Origin of the sequence: Aquitalea sp. ASV11 (assembly GCF_016429185.1) — a bacterium.
Taxonomy (GTDB): domain Bacteria; phylum Pseudomonadota; class Gammaproteobacteria; order Burkholderiales; family Chromobacteriaceae; genus Aquitalea; species Aquitalea pelogenes.
Genome location: NZ_JAELUD010000045.1, coordinates 18,042 through 34,309, shown reverse-complemented (window position 1 = coordinate 34,309; position 16,268 = coordinate 18,042). Strand labels below are relative to the sequence as shown.

Annotated in this window: 18 protein-coding genes and 1 pseudogene; 8 read left to right on the top strand and 11 right to left on the bottom strand. The window is 59.8% G+C overall.

Annotation, left to right across the window (positions count from 1 at the left end; genetic code table 11):
• Positions 1-248, bottom strand: a pseudogene (locus JHD62_RS14375) (hypothetical protein); the annotation flags it as partial.
• Between the two features lie 217 nt (positions 249-465).
• Between JHD62_RS14375 and JHD62_RS14370 the strand changes: the two are divergent.
• Together JHD62_RS14370 and JHD62_RS14365 are read left to right on the top strand one after the other, a co-directional pair.
• Positions 466-1,365: a LysR substrate-binding domain-containing protein gene (locus JHD62_RS14370; RefSeq protein WP_199103473.1), complete on the top strand. Its 900-nt coding sequence runs from the start codon at positions 466-468 to the stop codon at positions 1,363-1,365.
• 8 nt (positions 1,366-1,373) lie between these two features.
• Positions 1,374-2,117: a hypothetical protein gene (locus tag JHD62_RS14365; protein ID WP_199103471.1), complete on the top strand. Its 744-nt coding sequence runs from the start codon at positions 1,374-1,376 to the stop codon at positions 2,115-2,117.
• 55 nt (positions 2,118-2,172) lie between these two features.
• Here the strand turns inward: JHD62_RS14365 and JHD62_RS14360 are convergent, their stop codons facing one another.
• Positions 2,173-2,745 (bottom strand): phasin family protein, encoded by a 573-nt coding sequence (locus tag JHD62_RS14360; RefSeq protein ID WP_045845588.1) that lies wholly within the window; start codon positions 2,743-2,745, stop codon positions 2,173-2,175.
• Positions 2,746-3,097: 352 nt separating this feature from the next.
• Here JHD62_RS14360 and minC point away from each other — a divergent pair, with 352 nt between their 5' ends.
• The 4 genes from minC to JHD62_RS14340 are packed head-to-tail and all read left to right on the top strand — an operon-like array spanning position 3,098 to position 5,859.
• Positions 3,098-3,820 (top strand): septum site-determining protein MinC, encoded by a 723-nt coding sequence (gene minC / locus JHD62_RS14355; protein WP_199103469.1) that lies wholly within the window; start codon positions 3,098-3,100, stop codon positions 3,818-3,820.
• 20 nt (positions 3,821-3,840) lie between these two features.
• Positions 3,841-4,653, top strand: coding sequence for a septum site-determining protein MinD (minD, locus tag JHD62_RS14350; protein WP_045845586.1), 813 nt, complete (start codon positions 3,841-3,843; stop codon positions 4,651-4,653).
• Between the two features lie 3 nt (positions 4,654-4,656).
• On the top strand, positions 4,657-4,914 hold the full coding sequence (gene minE / locus JHD62_RS14345; RefSeq protein ID WP_045845585.1) for a cell division topological specificity factor MinE: 258 nt from the start codon (positions 4,657-4,659) through the stop codon (positions 4,912-4,914).
• Between the two features lie 3 nt (positions 4,915-4,917).
• Positions 4,918-5,859 (top strand): LysR substrate-binding domain-containing protein, encoded by a 942-nt coding sequence (locus tag JHD62_RS14340; RefSeq protein WP_062790619.1) that lies wholly within the window; start codon positions 4,918-4,920, stop codon positions 5,857-5,859.
• 71 nt (positions 5,860-5,930) lie between these two features.
• Here JHD62_RS14340 and JHD62_RS14335 read toward each other — a convergent pair whose 3' ends face one another.
• A complete protein-coding gene (locus tag JHD62_RS14335) occupies positions 5,931-7,085 on the bottom strand; it encodes a PLP-dependent aminotransferase family protein (RefSeq protein ID WP_199103467.1) in 1,155 nt (384 codons plus the stop codon).
• Positions 7,086-7,284: 199 nt separating this feature from the next.
• Between JHD62_RS14335 and JHD62_RS14330 the strand changes: the two genes are divergently transcribed.
• Complete coding sequence (locus tag JHD62_RS14330) at positions 7,285-7,740, top strand: MarR family winged helix-turn-helix transcriptional regulator (RefSeq protein ID WP_199103465.1); 456 nt, start codon at positions 7,285-7,287, stop codon at positions 7,738-7,740.
• A gap of 77 nt (positions 7,741-7,817) precedes the next feature.
• Here JHD62_RS14330 and greB read toward each other — a convergent pair whose 3' ends face one another.
• From greB to JHD62_RS14300, 6 genes are all read right to left on the bottom strand, one after another.
• Positions 7,818-8,372, bottom strand: a complete 555-nt coding sequence (gene greB / locus JHD62_RS14325) for a transcription elongation factor GreB (RefSeq protein ID WP_178970976.1) — start codon at positions 8,370-8,372, stop codon at positions 7,818-7,820.
• A 66-nt stretch (positions 8,373-8,438) separates the two neighbouring features.
• Positions 8,439-9,005, bottom strand: a complete 567-nt coding sequence (locus JHD62_RS22625; protein WP_199103463.1) for an NUDIX domain-containing protein — start codon at positions 9,003-9,005, stop codon at positions 8,439-8,441.
• Positions 9,002-9,967, bottom strand: coding sequence for a 23S rRNA pseudouridine(2605) synthase RluB (gene rluB / locus JHD62_RS22620; RefSeq protein ID WP_233160956.1), 966 nt, complete (start codon positions 9,965-9,967; stop codon positions 9,002-9,004). Before rluB ends, JHD62_RS22625 begins: the two co-directional genes overlap by 4 nt.
• Positions 9,968-10,580: 613 nt before the next feature.
• Positions 10,581-11,213 (bottom strand): SMC-Scp complex subunit ScpB, encoded by a 633-nt coding sequence (gene scpB / locus JHD62_RS14310; RefSeq protein WP_045845579.1) that lies wholly within the window; start codon positions 11,211-11,213, stop codon positions 10,581-10,583.
• 142 nt (positions 11,214-11,355) lie between these two features.
• Positions 11,356-12,186 (bottom strand): ScpA family protein, encoded by an 831-nt coding sequence (locus JHD62_RS14305; protein WP_199103460.1) that lies wholly within the window; start codon positions 12,184-12,186, stop codon positions 11,356-11,358.
• Positions 12,183-13,079, bottom strand: a complete 897-nt coding sequence (locus tag JHD62_RS14300; protein ID WP_199103458.1) for a LysR family transcriptional regulator — start codon at positions 13,077-13,079, stop codon at positions 12,183-12,185. The genes JHD62_RS14305 and JHD62_RS14300 overlap by 4 nt, the downstream gene beginning before the upstream one ends.
• Positions 13,080-13,179: 100 nt before the next feature.
• On the opposite strand from JHD62_RS14300, the gene JHD62_RS14295 reads away from it, so the two are divergent.
• On the top strand, positions 13,180-14,172 hold the full coding sequence (locus JHD62_RS14295; protein WP_199103456.1) for an arginine deiminase-related protein: 993 nt from the start codon (positions 13,180-13,182) through the stop codon (positions 14,170-14,172).
• 135 nt (positions 14,173-14,307) lie between these two features.
• On the opposite strand, the gene JHD62_RS14290 is transcribed toward JHD62_RS14295, so the two are convergent.
• Together JHD62_RS14290 and JHD62_RS14285 are read right to left on the bottom strand one after the other, a co-directional pair.
• The gene (locus JHD62_RS14290) at positions 14,308-15,504 is read right to left on the bottom strand and encodes a tryptophan--tRNA ligase (RefSeq protein ID WP_199103454.1); all 1,197 of its coding nucleotides are present in this window, start codon (positions 15,502-15,504) and stop codon (positions 14,308-14,310) included.
• A 111-nt stretch (positions 15,505-15,615) separates the two neighbouring features.
• Positions 15,616-16,257, bottom strand: a complete 642-nt coding sequence (locus tag JHD62_RS14285; RefSeq protein ID WP_199103452.1) for a site-2 protease family protein — start codon at positions 16,255-16,257, stop codon at positions 15,616-15,618.
• Positions 16,258-16,268 lie beyond the last annotated feature (11 nt).

Here is a 16,268-nt window from a genome sequence, read left to right as displayed (position 1 = left end):
CCCCCCCCCCCCCCCCCCCCCCCCCCCCCCCCCCCCCCCCCCCCCCCCCCCCTTTTTTTGCGTTCGTCTCGTGGGCTCGGAGATGTGTATAAGAGACAGGCCTTGCGCTGGGCATCGCTTTGGCTCATTTGTTGTTCGTAACGCTTGAGGACATCCTTGTCCGGACGGCTGCGTACATCGCTGTCGGCCATGGCAACGGCGACCAGAGCATTGGAAACAACAACAGCCAGCATCAATTTTTTCAACATGATTCACTCCATTCATTAAGCATGAATGCAAGCATCAACAGCCACGTGTCATAAAAAAATATTCAATTTTTTTGATGACAATTCGCCATGAATACGTAGAATTACTTTGCTAGTATTGGCTTATTTACTTGCATCGGGTTGGTGAAGTGAATATTAAACGCGATGAATTCCCATTCATAGCGAAATGATCTGAACAGTTCATTCAATAATTTTGAACATGAAATTATCCCTTGATGCCCTGCTGGTTCTGGATGCCATCGACCGTAACGGCAGCTTTGCCGCAGCTGCGGACGAGCTGCACCGCGTCACATCCGCGGTGAGCTATGTCATCCAGAAACTGGAGCAGGACCTTGATGTCACGCTGTTCGACCGCAGTGGTCACCGCGCCCGGCTTACCCCGGCGGGTGAACTGCTGCTGCGCGACGGACGCTACCTGCTGGATGCCGCACGCAGTGTCGAACACCGCCTGCAACAACAGGCAGCAGGCTGGGAAAGCGAGCTGGTCATCACCATTGGCGACCTCATTCCGTTCGAACAGCTCATTCCGCTGATCCAGCGCTTTGACGAATTGGGCAGCGGCACCCAGCTGCGCTTTAACCGCGAAGTATTCGGCGGTATTTGGGATGCGCTGTATGACGCGCGTGCCGATCTGGTGCTGGGTGCGCCGGGACATCCGCCCGCCGGTGATTATTTCTTCCGTGAAATCGGCTCTATCGACTTTGCCTTCTTGGTCAGCCCGAATCACCCGCTGGCCAGTGCCGCGGAACCGCTGGCTGCCCATACCCTGCGCCAGCACCGTATCATTTCGCTGGGAGACACCTCACGCCGACTCCCTACACGCACCGCTGGTATTCTGGATGGCCAGGACGTCCTCACCGTCCACACCCTGGATGCCAAGCTGGCCTTGATGGTGGCAGGGCTCGGAATCGGCTATTTGCCACGCATGCTTGCCACGCCTTATCTGCAAAGTGGCCAACTTGTGGAAAAATCACTGAAGGAAAAACGCAGTTGCACCAAAATGTTCTATGCCTGGAAAGAAGAATCTCCAGGCAAGGCACTTGGCTGGTTTATCAATAATCTTGGTCTTGCCGTTCAGAACAGGCAATTGCTCATTTAAGGCCCCCCATGTTTCAGCCTCACGGCAGCTCACCTCAACTGCACTGGACCTGCCAGCGATTGCTGGCAGCCGGTTTGCCGTGCCAGGTGCCGGAGGAAAGCCCGCTGTGGCTGCCACCTGACTGGGAGGGCTATCTTGCGGAAAACTGCTGGCTGGATCTGGCAAGCGATGACAGCCAGGCCCTGGCGGTGCGCAGCGAGCACTGCCGCCAGCATGGCAAGCAACTGGTGGAAATTTGTGCCAGCTGGCAGCCGCAAGGCGAAGTACTGGGCTTCATGCTGTTGTGCGGCAGCAGCGCCTCCCCCTCTCCTGCTGCCGTGCAGTGGCTGGATCATTGCGCTCCGCTGGCCGGGGCCTGGCTACACTGCGGGCCATGTGGCAGTGCGCGCTATACCCATCATGTAATGCAAGCGCTGCAACACGCCTGGCAACTGGCCTGGCAGCAATGTCCTCCGACAGCAAACCCGCAACTGCTCGATTGGGAAGCACTGATGCAACAGCAATGGCAAATCGCTGACAAGCTGTTGCAGCTTTCGCAGGCTTATCTGCGCAGTCACGGCATTGCACCGGATACCGCTGACAGTGGCTCAGTGCGCCAACGCTTTGCCCTGCCACCCGCCAGCCAGACGCACTTTGCCGCCAATCTGGCTCTGCTGATTGTGCTGGCCATGCAGCAACGCGACACCTTGCATGACATCTTGCAGCAGGTGTTTGCTGCCTTACAGCCAAAACAGCCACCCAAAGCGGACTGAGCAAACAAAAAAAACCCGCCAGATGGCGGGTTTTTTATCGACCAGGCAAACCGGATCAGGCAGCAGGTGTAGCAGCAGCCGGCTTTTTGCGGCTTACTGCAGCAGCGGTAGCCTTGGCTTGCTTGCTGGCAGCTTCTACGCTGGCTTCAGCAATTTCTGCGCTTACTTTCTTGGCGGTCTTGGACACGCTTTCAAAAGCAGCGTTGGAGCTGGTGACCAGGGTTTTCAGTGCAGAAACTGCAACATCGGAACCTGCCGGTGCGTTCTTGGACAGGCGGTCCAGATTGGTCAGCAGCAGCTTGTTCTGTTCTGCCAGTTGCTCTTCCACAAAAGTGGTCAGCTCGCCCTGGGTGGCAACGGCAACATCGTACACTTCACGTGCCACGCTGAATGCCTGGTCCAGGCTGGGTTGTGCAAGACTGGTTTGCAGTTCGGCAAATGCCTTCGGGTCCTTCACTTCGGTCAATGCCTTGAAATGCTTGGCATTGCTGTCCAGCAGCTTGCGGGTCAGTTCCAGCTGCAGGCTGGCGAAGCGTTCGGCACCGGCCAGAACGATGGAGGACAGGCGAACGGCTTTGTCAAATTGCGCCTGGCCGAGAGCAGAGAATTCTTGGGTATTGGTAAACATGGCTACTCCTGGAAATGTCGATATACAACTCAGCTTTACAGTCACAACAACCGTTTCGCCGCCGATGCTGCACAGCAGCAAACGTAATTTAACCAAAGCAGCGGATGCGGTCAAGAAAATGTTGCAGCGCACAATCCGCTAAACAGCTATTTTGTATGTGTTTTTACAACAGCAACATTCCAAAAGCATTACAGTTGCAAGACTATTTCCTGGCGCTGGCGTCAACGATTTTTTTTGCAGCGCAAAATGCAGGCCCCTCACCACATGCAGATTGATTCAGCGCCATTGAAAGGGGCAGTGCAAGCCAGTAAACTCGCTCCATAGAAGAAATCTATTTATATAAAGCCTACCCATGAGCTCTGCGGCCAACGCCTTTGACATCAAATCTGCCAGCCTCGATCTGCTGGCCCTGATTCTCCACACGGACAATCTGGAAGAACTCACCACCGCCCTGGATGCCCGCTTCGGTCCGGCCGGCGATGCACCGGCCGAAGCCTTTTTGCTGGATGTGGAAGGCCTGCCGCAAGCTGCCGATACCGAATACGGCCGGCTGTTGCCCATGCTCAGCCGTCATGGCATCCGCGTGGTTGCCTTGCGTCACCCGGAAACATCCATGGCGGAAGTGGCCAGCCGTTACGGCCTGGCTTATGTGCGTGGCGTAACGCCCGCCCGCTCCACCCAAAGCAGCAGCGAAGTCCAGAACAAACCGGCTGAGGCCGCCGCCGTGGTGGCACCGCCGCCCGGCACAATGATCGTGGACCGGCCGGTACGTGCCGGCCAGCAGATTTACGCCCGTGGCTGCGATCTGGTGGTACTGGCCATGGTGAGCGCCGGTGCCGAAGTGATTGCTGATGGCAACATCCATGTCTACGCCCCGCTGCGTGGCCGAGCGCTGGCTGGTGCACGGGGTAATACCGCTGCACGTATTTTCGTGCGCAGCATGGAAGCCGAACTGGTTTCCATTGCCGGCGTCTATCGCACTATCGAACAGGCCTTGCCGGAGAGCATCAAGGGCAAGCCGACCCAGATTCAACTTGAGAACGAGCGCCTGGTCATGACCGCGCTTGGCGAATAATTCACATCAAAGGATTTACCGTGGCAAAAATCATCGTCGTGACTTCCGGCAAAGGTGGTGTCGGCAAAACCACCACCAGTGCCAGCTTTGCCTCCGGCCTGGCCCTGCGCGGCCACAAGACCGTGGTGATCGACTTTGACGTCGGCCTGCGCAACCTGGACCTGATCATGGGTTGCGAACGCCGCGTGGTATACGACCTGATCAATGTGGTGAATGGCGAAGCCTCGCTGAACCAGGCGCTGATCAAGGACAAGAACTGCGACAACCTGTACATCATTCCTGCCTCGCAAACCCGCGACAAGGATGCCCTGTCGCAGGAAGGCGTGGAAAAAGTACTGAAGGATCTGGCCGACAGCGGCTTTGAGTACATTGTGTGCGACTCCCCGGCCGGTATCGAAAAAGGCGCACTGATGGCGCTGTACTTTGCCGATGAAGCGCTGATCGTCACCAACCCGGAAGTCTCTTCGGTACGCGACTCCGACCGTATCCTGGGCATTCTGGCCTCCAAATCGCGCCGCGCCGAACAAGGTGGCGAACCGGTGAAAGAGCACCTGCTGATTACCCGCTACTCCCCTGCCCGCGTGGACAAGGGCGAAATGCTGTCGGTGGATGACGTGAAGGAAATCCTGCGCGTGCCGCTGATCGGCGTGATTCCGGAATCACAAACCGTACTGCAAGCCTCCAACTCCGGTACCCCTGCCATTCATCTGAAGGGCAGCGACGTAGCCGAAGCCTATTCTGACGTGATTGCACGTTTCCTGGGCGAAGATCGCCCCATGCGCTTCCTTGATGCGCCCAAAGTGGGTTTGCTCAAGCGCCTGTTCGGAGGTTAAACCATGTCCCTAATCGACATCCTGTTCGGCAAACGACAGAAAACCGCTGCCATTGCCAGAGAACGTCTGCAGATCATCCTGGCGCATGAGCGCAATGGCCGCAGCGCACCGGACTACCTGCCCGCACTGCAGCGCGAGCTGATGGAGGTGATCTCCAAGTACGTGTCGGTCAATCTGGACGATATCAAGGTACAGGTGGAACGCCAGGACGACTTCGAAGTACTGGAAGTGAATATCGTGCTGCCGGAGCATCAACGCTAAACCATGACGCTGACCGAACTCCGCTACATCGTGGCCGTGGCGCGCGAGCGCCATTTTGGTCGCGCCGCACAAAGCTGCTTTGTCAGCCAGCCCACTCTGTCCATTGCCATCAAGAAGCTGGAAGACGAACTGGGCATCACCCTGTTCGAGCGTGGTGGCCAGGAAGTGGCGGTGACGGAAATTGGTGAACGCATCATCGAGCAGTCGCAGCGCGTGCTGGAGGAAGCCGAAACCGTCAAGCGACTGGCCGGCGAACACCAGAACGAGCTGGTGGGGCCGCTCAAGCTGGGTGTGATCTTCACCATCAGCCCCTACTTGCTGCCACGACTGATTCCGGCGCTGCGCATTCTGGCACCGGACATGCCGCTGATCCTGGAAGAGAACTACACCGCGCGACTGGCAGAAATGCTCAAGCGCGGTGAAGTGGACGCCATCATCGTGGCCGACCCGTTCGAAGAAGCCGGTACGGTGGCCTGGCCGCTGTATGACGAACCCTTTGTGGTGGCCACGCCCAAGGGCCATCCCTGGGAAAAGCAGGACTGCGTCAATGCCAGCCAGTTGACCGACGAAAGCGTGCTGCTGCTGACCCAGGGCAACTGCTTCCGCGATCAGGTGTTGCAGGCATGCAGCGAACTGGCCAGCAAGCAGAACCACCACTCGGGTCTCGCCAGCACCTTGCAAGGCAGCTCGCTCAACACCATCCGCCACATGGTGGCCAGCGGCATGGGGGTGACGGTGATGCCATCCACCTCCATCGGCCCGGGCGATGACAGCCTGTTGTCGGTAGTCCCCTTCGAGGCTCCGGCACCCGAGCGCCGGGTCCTGCTGGTGACCCGCAAGCAGTTCTTCCGTAAAAAGGCGGTGGAAACCCTGCAGCAGGCCGTGTTCCGTTCCGGCCTTGCCGGAGTGACCATGCTGGAAGGCGCAGGGCCTATCGGCAGCTGAAACCAGCCAACAGCAGGAAGAAAAAAGCCGCTCTTCTTGAGCGGCTTTTTGTTTGCCAATACCGAACGGACTCAGCCTTGTGCTGCACGTACCAAGGCAGCCAGTCGCGCGATGCCCTCTTCAATCCGTTCCGGTGCTGCGTGGCTGAAATTGAGCCGCAAATGTCCAATGCCATCTTCCGGATCGGGGTAGAACGGCTCACCAGGCATGAAGGCAACATTGCACTTAGCCAGCGCCACTTTCAGCAGCTCGCGGGTGTCTTGCGGACGCTTCAGCGTCAGCCAGAAGAACAGGCCGCCCTTGGGAACCTGCCAGTCTGCCAGATCGGCAAAATGCTTTTCCAGCGCAAGCTGCATGGCATCGCGGCCTACGCGGTAGGTATCGCGCAAGGATTGCAGGTGAGCCGGGAAGTCCGGGCTGGCCAGTTGCTGGGCAATGAACCACTGACCGGGACGATTGCTGTGCAGGTCGGTGGATTGCTTGAGCTTGACCAGATGCGGATACAGCTCGGGCGAGGCAATCAGATAACCTTCGCGCAAGCCCGGCGCCAGGGTCTTGGAGAAGGAACCGGCATAAATCCACGGCGTGTTCTTCAGGTGGCTCACCAGCGGTGCCGGTGCTTCGCCATCGTAGGACAGTGCGCGGTACGGATCATCCTCGTAAACCGGCAGACCATGGCTGTCGATCACTTCGGCCAGTGCACGGCGGTTTTCCTCGCTGTAACAGGCACCGGACGGGTTCTGGAAGCTGGGAATCAGATAGGTCAGCCGCGGCTTGGCCGTACGCAGGGCTTCATCCAGCTTCTCGGGAGAGAGCTGGCCGTTTTCCTGTGCCACGGCGGTGATTTTGGCACCAAACAGCTTGAATGACTGCAAGGCGGCCAGATAGGTGGGGCCTTCGGTCACCAGCGATGTACCCGGGTCGATAAACAGCTTGGACGCGAGGTCGATGGCCTGTTGCGAGCCGGACAGCACCAGCACCTGCTGGGCAGTACAGTCCAGCCCCATCTTGCGCGCCTGGGCTGCAATCAGCTCACGCAGTTCCGGTTCACCCTCGGTCGTACCATATTGCGCCAGTGATTGCGGCATGCCGGTAAAGTCCAGCTTGGGCAGACAGCTGGCTGCCGGCAGGCCACCGGCAAAGGAAATGACTTCAGGGCGTTGTGCCGCGGCCAGAATTTCGCGGATCAGCGAACCCATCAGTCGTTCGATACGTTCTGAAAACATGGTAATCTCCCTGATTGTCACATCAGTATGTCAACCATATCGCCGTGGCCGAGGGTGGTAAGCCTACGGAAGCGGAGCTCCTGTAGCAGTGTTGTTGTTGGGCTGCTACCGCCATATGGTTTACTGCTGTGCCAATCCAACGAACAATAAACGTCAATTTTTTTGACCTAATTTACCCCTAGGCGGGGAAGTCGTCAACATGCCTGACACTGATAGCTCGATTGACCTGCGCGCGGCGATGGAAGTGTTCTTCCATGCCTACAAGGCGTTTACCGCCAAGCCGGATGAAATACTGGCCCGTCGTGGCCTGGCCCGCGTACATCACCGCATCCTGTTCTTTGTGGCCCGCTATCCCGGCCTGTCGGTCAAGGACCTGCTGAGCGCGCTGGATGTCACCAAGCAGGCCATCAACATGCCCTTGCGCCAGCTGGTGGAAATGGGGCTGATTGCCAGCGTGGCGGCCAGCCACGACAAACGGGTGAAGCAACTGTCGCTGACCAGCGAAGGCCGCAAGCTGGAAGAAGCCCTGCACAAGGAGCAAGCCCGCCTGCTCAGCCAGGCTTTCAGCCGCATTGGCGACACCGCCACCCGCGACTGGATGGCGGTCAACAGCCAGCTGGCTGGCCGTCAGGAGCCAGACGAAGGCAAGCACTAGGGACAATACGCAGCACCGGACGCAAAAAAGCCCGTGCGAACTGCACGGGCTTTTGCTTGTGACCAAACCCGGTGGGTTCAGCTGATTTTCTCGTAGCGCACTTCCAGGATCTCGATATCCTCGTCGCCATCCGGCCCGCGAAACAGCACGGTGTCACCTTCGCGCGCCTTGATCAGGGTGCGGGCAATCGGTGAAATCCAGCTGATATGGCCACGCGACAGGTCGATTTCATCCACTCCGACAATACGCAGCAATTGCTCGCTGCCATCGCCGCGCTCAATCAACACGGTGGCGGAGAAAAACACCTGATCGGTCGCCTCACGGGCTTCCGGGTCCACCACTTCGGCCAGCTCCAGCCGCTTGGTCAAAAAGCGGATGCGGCGGTCGATTTCGCGCAAGCGGCGCTTGCCGTACAGATAGTCGCCGTTTTCCGAGCGATCGCCATTGCTGGCAGCCCAGTTGACGATCTGCACCACTTCCGGCCTTTCCTTGTTGACCAGCTGGTACAGCTCGTCCTTCAGCCGCAACCAGCCACCGGGGGTGATGTAGTTCTTGCTGGACACGGGCAGCCGCTGTTCGGCTGGCAGATCATCTTCTGCTTCGTCGTTTTCTCGGGTAAATGCCTTGCTCATGCGAATCTTCCAGCCCTGGGTTGCAGTCCGCTTGCGTGAAAGCGGTACAGCGGGTTCATCAAGCCATTACTTGCGCGGCGGCAACAGCCATTCCTGACAATACATCAACAGGTTTTTGGGCCGCAGTTTCAGCTGCTGCAACTGTGCATAATCCAGCCACAGCAAATGATACTGGTTGTCCTCGGTCATGCGCGCCAGTTCCGGCCCGCCCAGGCGCAGCGTGCCACGAAACTTGCTGGCCAGGAATACATGCTCGATACGCCCCTTGTGCTCCAGCACATCCAGCTGTTCGTCCAGCCAGACATTCAGCCCGGTTTCCTCGCGCGTCTCTCGCACCGCGGCCATGGCCGGGGTTTCGCCAGACTTGATGGTACCGCCGGGCAGGACATAGTATTCCTTGCCATTCTTGATACGCTGCATCATCAACAGCCGGCCATCCTGGATGATGACCACCGAGGCACGCGGACCGCGCTTGCCAGAGAGCAAGCGGGCAGCCGCCCCAGGCAGGGTTGCCTGCTGCCTGCCTTGATGCGACACGTCGTCAGAATGCAAAACGGGTGACCGCAAGGCAGCCACCCATTTGCCTGCACGCGTCGCCAGTGCCGTCAGCGACGGCCAATGGCGGCGGCTCACTCGCCCTTGCTGCCGCGGGTTTTCTTGCGGCCGGTCATGGTCAGGTCAGACCATTTCATTACCGCTGCCACTTCGGCTTCGTTCAGTTCATAGAACTGACCGCGCTTCAGGCGCGGGGGCAGGCCCAGGTTGCCAAAGCGGACGCGGATCAGACGGCTGACAGTGAGGCCGAAGTGTTCGAACATGCGACGCACTTCGCGGTTACGCCCTTCCTTGATCACCACGTTGTACCACTGGTTGGCACCTTCTTCGGCACCACCGCGCTGGAATACGCGCTGGAAGGCAGCCGGGCCGTCTTCCAGTTCCACACCAGCGGTCATTTCCTTGGCGATTTCCGGGGTCAGCTCGCCCAGCACGCGCACCGCGTACTCACGCTCCACTTCGAAGCTGGGGTGCATCATGCGGTTGGCCAGTTCTCCGCTGGTGGTGATCAGCAACAGGCCGGAGGTGTTGACGTCCAGACGGCCCACGGCCACCCAGCGGCTGCTCTTTGCCTGTGGCAGGCGCTCGAACACGCTGACACGGCCTTCCGGGTCGTCACGGGAGACGATTTCGCCTTCCTGCTTGTGGTACATGATGATGCGCGGCAGACGGTCGGCCCATTTGAGCTTGATCACGTCGCCCTTGGCGGTAACGCGGTCTTCCGGGCCGACACGGTCGCCCAGATTGGCTTTTTTGCCATTGACCATCACCAGGCCGGCTTCGATCCATTCTTCCATCTCGCGGCGGGAGCCGACACCGGAAGCGGACAGCGCCTTTTGCAGGCGTACCGGTTCAATCTGTTCCTTGTCGAGGCGTACCTCGCGCAGCCGCTTGGACTTTTCTTTCACGTCCTGACTCGGGCTGCGCAGACGCAACTTTTTTGCCTTGATTACCAGCGACTTGCCTTCTGCGCGCGGCTTGCCCGCGGCGGGTGCACGACGCTGTTCGCGCGGGCTTTGTTCACCATCAGCCACCGGCATGGCGGCGTTCTTGTTACCAAAACGGCGTTCGTGCTGCAGGGCTTCGCCACCTTCGGCTTGCAGGCGCTCGGCCTTTTCCTGACGACGGGCAGCCTGTTGCTGGCGATTGTTTTCCGACTGGTTGCGCTTGCCGGTGCCTACCGGCTTGGCTTGTACTTCGCCACGGCGGTTGACGGTTTCCTTACGGCGGTTGTTGGCCGGTTTTTTCGGCTCGGCCACATTACCATTGGGTTCGCCGTTTTCATCACGCGGCAAGCCACGGGCCTGGCGTTGCAGTTCCAGCTGGGCCAGTTCGGCACGGCTCATCTTGAACAGCGGTGCGCTTTCGTGCGGGGCGGCACCGGTTTGTGGCTGCAGCAGGTTGCCATAGGCATCGCGCGGTGCAGCCGGGCGGCGACCTTGCGGCTTGCCACCGGCTTCTTGCGGGTTGCGCGGTTTGCCAAAGCCTCCCGGCTTGCCACGGCCTTGCTGCTGCGGGGCATTGCCACGTGCGGCGTCAGGCTGACGGCGCTGGCTGGTGCTTTCGCGGCCCTTTACACGCGCCACCGGCTGGCGGGCGTTGTTTTGTCCTTTGGTAGACATAAATCATGCTCTTTCAGTACGAGCGCACGGGCTACTCTGCCAGTGGCTCCAGATTGTCCGCCTCATCGTCGAGGGGGAGAGTGTCTTCGGCGTCTTCGCTGCCGATCTCTTGTGGCTGGGCATCGGGTATGACCAGTGTTCCCAAGTCTGCCAACGGTGGCAGATCCCTTAGCGAAACAAAGCCAAGATCATCCAGAAACTTGCGGGTGGTGGCATACAGCCCCGGCCGGCCGGGCACGTCCTTGTGCCCGATTACTTCAATCCAACCCCGCTCCAGCAGGGTTTGCATCACACTGGTGGATACCGACACGCCACGAATGGATTCGATATCACCGCGGGTAACAGGTTGTTTGTAGGCGATAATCGCCAGGGTTTCCATCACGGCACGCGAGTAACGCGGCGGCTTTTCCGGGTTCAGCCGTGACAGGTAGGGAGTGAATTCTGCCCGGGCGCGAAAACGCCAACCACTGGCCAGTTTCACCAGTTCCACACCGCGGCCACGCCAGTCCGCCTGGATGTCTTCCAGGATGTCGTTGAGCAGGGCTGCCTTGATGTCTTCGGTAAACAGCTTTTTGAGCTGGGATACCGACAAGGGTTCCGTCGCGGTCAACAATGCCGTTTCCAGCACGATCTTGAGATAGTTTAAGTCGGTGATGGTGGTCATCGGACCTGATATCGCCCGGCCCGGCTTGCGGGATACGGGAGCGAAATACATTGCGCGGGGGAAGGCGCGGATTTTACATGAAATCCACTCGAGCGACACTGTCTATTCGTCCGCGACTGACATGCATGCAACAGTGGCGGCATCAGTTGATGGCGATGCGCACATAGATGGGCTGATAGGCCGCGTCCTGACTCACCTTGATCAGCCCTTCCTTCACCAGTTCCAGCACGGCGATGAAGTTGACCACCAGATGGGCCACGCCCTTATCGACTTCGAACAGTTCCTCGAACGGCACGTATTCGCGCCCAGTCAGGTAGCGCAGAATCCAGCTCATCTGCTCTCGTACCGACAGCTCGTCCTTTTCCACTTTGTGGCTGCGCTTGTGCCTGGCGCGGGACAGGATGGCCAGCCAGGCCTGGCGCAGATCCACCGCGGCGACATCCGGCAGCCGCGCCTCCGCACCCTGCTCGATCAATACCGCCAGCCAGGCAAAGTCGCGGTCGGCCTGCGGCAGCTTGTCCAGCTCCAGCGCGGCCAGCTTCATCTGTTCGTAGTCCAGCAGGCGGCGCACCAGTTCGGCACGTGGGTCGTCCGGTTCGCCTTCTTCATCCAGCGGCGGGCGTGGCAGCAGCAGGCGTGATTTGATTTCAATCAGCAGCGCCGCCATCAGCAGGTATTCCGCCGCCAGCTCCAGCCGTTCGGCGCGCATGGCATCCACATAGCCCATGTACTGGCGGGTGATGTCGGCCATGGGGATATTCAGCACATCCAGGTTTTGCTTGCGGATGAGGTAGAGCAGCAAATCCAGCGGGCCTTCGAAGCTTTCCAGAATCACCTGCAAGGCATCGGGCGGGATGAACAGGTCTTGCGGCACTTCCAGCACCGGCTGGCCAAACACATGGGCGATGGGCAGGCCGGCCGGCAATTCCGGCGCGGTCAGGGCAAAGTTGTCGGGCGAGGTCGGGATACTCATGCGGCAGAGTGTACGCCAAGCGGGTGGGTTTTGACCCATTCCAGAAACAGCCGCGCCGGGCCGGACAGGCTGACCTTGCGGTGATAGGCCAGCATGATGGTGCGCGAGGGTTCGTGCTCGGCCAGCGGCAGACGGCACAGCGTGCTGCTGATCATCACCTCCGGCAGCGCCGTCCAGCCCAGCCCGGCTTCCACCAGCATGCGCAAGGCTTCCAGGTAATTGGACGGCTCACGCACGTCCAGCGGGGTGGCCTGTTGCTGGAACAGGTTTTCTATCAGCCGGCGGCAGCGGGTGTTGCTGCCAGGCAATAGCGCGGGATAGCGTGCCAGGTCCTGCAGGGTGAGGGAGTCCAGCAGGGCCAGCGGGTGCTGCCCGGACACGGCAAAGCACAGTCTTTCCTCCAGCACCGCCACATAGTCCAGCGCCTGCTCATGCAAAGGCGGTTCGGACATGAAGCCCAGTTCCAGCTCGCCCTGACACAGCAGCTTGTGGGTTTCGGCCGAGGTCTTGAAATCCACGGTGAGGTCGATGCCGGGATACTGGCGTACAAAATCGGCCAGCACGGGCTTGAGGTAATACAGACCGATGTGCTGGGTGGTAGCCAGATGCAGCTTGCCCACCTGGGCCGGCTGCAGGCTGCGCAGCAGCTGGCTGGCCTGTTCGGCCTCGGCCAGAATGCGCAGCGCATGCGGCAGGAAGGCGCGCCCGGCTTCGGTCAGTACCGTGCGCCGGCCGATGCGGTCGAACAATTCCACGCGCAGGCCATCCTCCAGGCTGCGGATGCGCTTGGACAGGCCGGGCTGGGTGAGGTGCAGGCAGTCGGCGGCGCGGGAAAACGAGGCTTCACGTGCGGCGGTGACAAAGGCCTTGAGAGCGGCTAGGTGAAAATCCATTCCAAATCATTATGGAAATGTCAAACAAATCCAACTTTTTGTTTGATCTTGATCTGGCTACTATACCAGCACCCTCCACACTCCGCCCCGAATTCATACCATGGGAAATCAGAACCTGCCGTGGATTCAGCCGCTGTCGCTGAACCGCCCGGCACAACCGCAACTGGCACGCGCCGTGGTCATGGTGCGCCCGGTCGACTTTGCCTTTAACGAACAGACCGGTGCCGACAATGTGTTCCAGCACCGGCTGAACCTGCCCGCCACCGCCGTCACCGCCCAGGCCATGGCCGAGTTCGACGCCATGACCCACCGTCTGCAAGACCACGGCCTGCGGGTGATGGTGCTGGAAAAGAGCCCGGACGGCATTCCCACCCCGGATGCGGTATTTCCCAACAACTGGTTCACCACCAGCGCCGATGGCAGCTTGCACATCTACCCCATGCACACGCCCAACCGCCGGCAGGAAAGGCGGGTGGAAGAACTAGCGCGGCTGTTGCTGCAACATGATTACCAGATCAACCAGATCAGCTGGGTGGGACATCCGTGGGAAGAAGAGCTGATTCTGGAGGGCACCGGGGTGATGATTTTCGACCACGCCCGCCGCCGGGTGTATGCCGCCCGCTCGCAGCGCTGTCATCCGCTGGCGCTATACCGCTATGCCCGCTTGCGCGGACTGGACGATGTGCAGTTGTTCGACACTGCCGACAGCCACGGCGTCCCCATCTATCACAGCAATGTGATGATGTCGGTGGGACAGGATATCGCGGTGATCTGCGCCGACAGCCTGTATCAACCGGAACAACGCCAACGCGTGCTGGCCGCGCTGGAATCCACCCACGAGGTGATCCAGATCAGCCATGAACAGGTAGAACAGCACTTTTGCGGCAATATCCTGCAACTGGCGGCACAGGACGGCACCCCGCTCTTGGCCATGTCGCAACGGGCCTGGAATGGCTTCACCCCGCAACAGCAACGGGTGCTGGAGCGTCACGGCCAGCCGGTGGTCAACCCCATCCCCACCATTGAAGCAGTCGGTGGCGGCAGTTGCCGCTGCATGCTGGCGGAAATCTTCCTGCCACGTGTCGAGCACTGAAATCGCCGGGACTAGAAAGATTCAATAAAAAAAGCCGGAACGTCTGTTCCGGCTTTTTTTGATCCTTCATGGCAGATGAATCGTGCAGACCGTCGCAAGAGTGCGATGCTGCAACAGCAGTTTTGTCAGCTGCGCTCAGAAACCCAGCCCCATGGCGGCGCGCACGTCGCCCATGGTTTCCTTGGCGACCTTCTCCGCGCGGCGGCAGCCTTCGAACACGATTTCCTTCACCCGGTCCGGATGCGTCAGGTATTGCTCGGCACGTTCGAACATCGGTTGCTGTTCGCGCAGCACGCCGTCAATCACCGGTTGCTTGCAGTCCAGACAGCCGATGCCCGCGCTGGTACAGCCCTTTTTCACCCATTCGCGAGTGTCGTTGTCGCTGTACACCTGGTGTAGCTGCCATACCGGGCATTTTTCCGGATTACCGGCATCGGTGCGGCGCACGCGGGCCGGGTCGGTCGGCATGGCCTTCACTTTTTTGCTCACCAGCTCCGGTGATTCGCGCATGGTGATGGTGTTGCCGTAGGACTTGGACATCTTCTGGCCATCCAGGCCCGGCATGCGCGAGGCGGCGGTCAGCTTCGCTTCCGGCTCTGGCAGGATGGTCTTGCCCTTGTTTTCCAGCCAGCCGGCCAGACGTTCGCGGTCGGCCACGCCCAGGTTCTGGCTGGCGGCCAGAATCTCACGCGCAGCTTGCAGGGCTTCGGCATTGCCGTCTTGCAGATAGGCAGTGCGCTGCTGCATGAACTGCTTGCCCTGCTTGCCGATTTTCTTGGCAGCGGCCTGGGCCAGTTCGTCGAAATTGGGCTCACGGCCAAACAGGTTGTTGAAGCGGCGGGCCACTTCGCGGGTCAGTTCGATGTGCGGCACCTGGTCTTCGCCCACCGGCACCAGGCCGGCCTTGTACACCAGGATGTCAGCAGCCTGTAGCAGCGGGTAGCCAAGGAAGCCGTAGGTGCCCAGGTCCTTGGTGGACAGTTTTTCGATCTGGTCCTTGTAGGTGGGCACCCGTTCCAGCCAGGACAGCGGAGTCACCATGGACAGTGCCAGGTGCAGTTCGGCATGCTGCGGCACCTTGGACTGGATGAACACCGTGGCCTTTTCCGGGTCGACACCAGCGGCCAGCCAGTCGATCACCATGTCCCAGATGCTCTTTTCGATGATGGCCACGTCGTCGTAATTGGTGGTGAGCGCGTGCCAGTCAGCCACCATGAAATAGCAGTCGTGGCTGGATTGCAGCTCTACCCAGTTCTTGATGACGCCGTGGTAATGACCCAGGTGCAGGCTGCCCGTGGGGCGCATGCCGGAAAGGATGCGATTGGCAAACATGGTGTGATTTCCAGATGGTCCGGGAATGACACAGCCTGTGCCGGGCTGCGCATGCTGCTGCGCGGACGGTACAGGCTGTGTCGGCCACCGGGCAAGGCGGCCTCCCGCAAGTTAGAGAAACAGACTGAGCAGATGATACACCAGCTTGCGCAAGGGATTGAGCAGCGGCATCAGTGCGCCGGTAAACAGCAACGCAATGAGGATCCACATGCCATAGGGCTCCAGCCGGGAATACTTGTAGGCCATGCCGGGTGGCAGCAGGCTTTCCACGATGCGGCCGCCATCCAGCGGCAGCAAGGGCAGCAGGTTGAGCACCATCAGCATCACGTTGATGTTGATGCCGGCCTTGCTCATCAGCGCCAGCGGCTCGGTATAGCTGTTATCCATGACGATGGCCAGCTTGAACAGCAGCACCCAGATCACCGCCATGATGAAGTTGGACAGCGGCCCGGCGGCAGCCACCCAGCGCATGCCGGAGCGCGGATTGCGCAGCGCGCCGAAATTCACCGGCACCGGCTTGGCCCAGCCAAACAGCACGCCACCCATCATCAGCGACAACAGCGGCAGCAGCACCGTGCCCACCGGGTCGATGTGCTTGAGCGGGTTCAGCGTCATGCGGCCCAGCATATAGGCCGTGGCATCGCCAAAACGTTTGGCCGCATAAGCATGCGCTGCTTCGTGCAGGGTAATGGCCAGCAAAACTGGCAAGGCATAAATGCTGATCTGCTGGATCAGTTGAGAAGTATCGCCCATGGCTTCTTTTT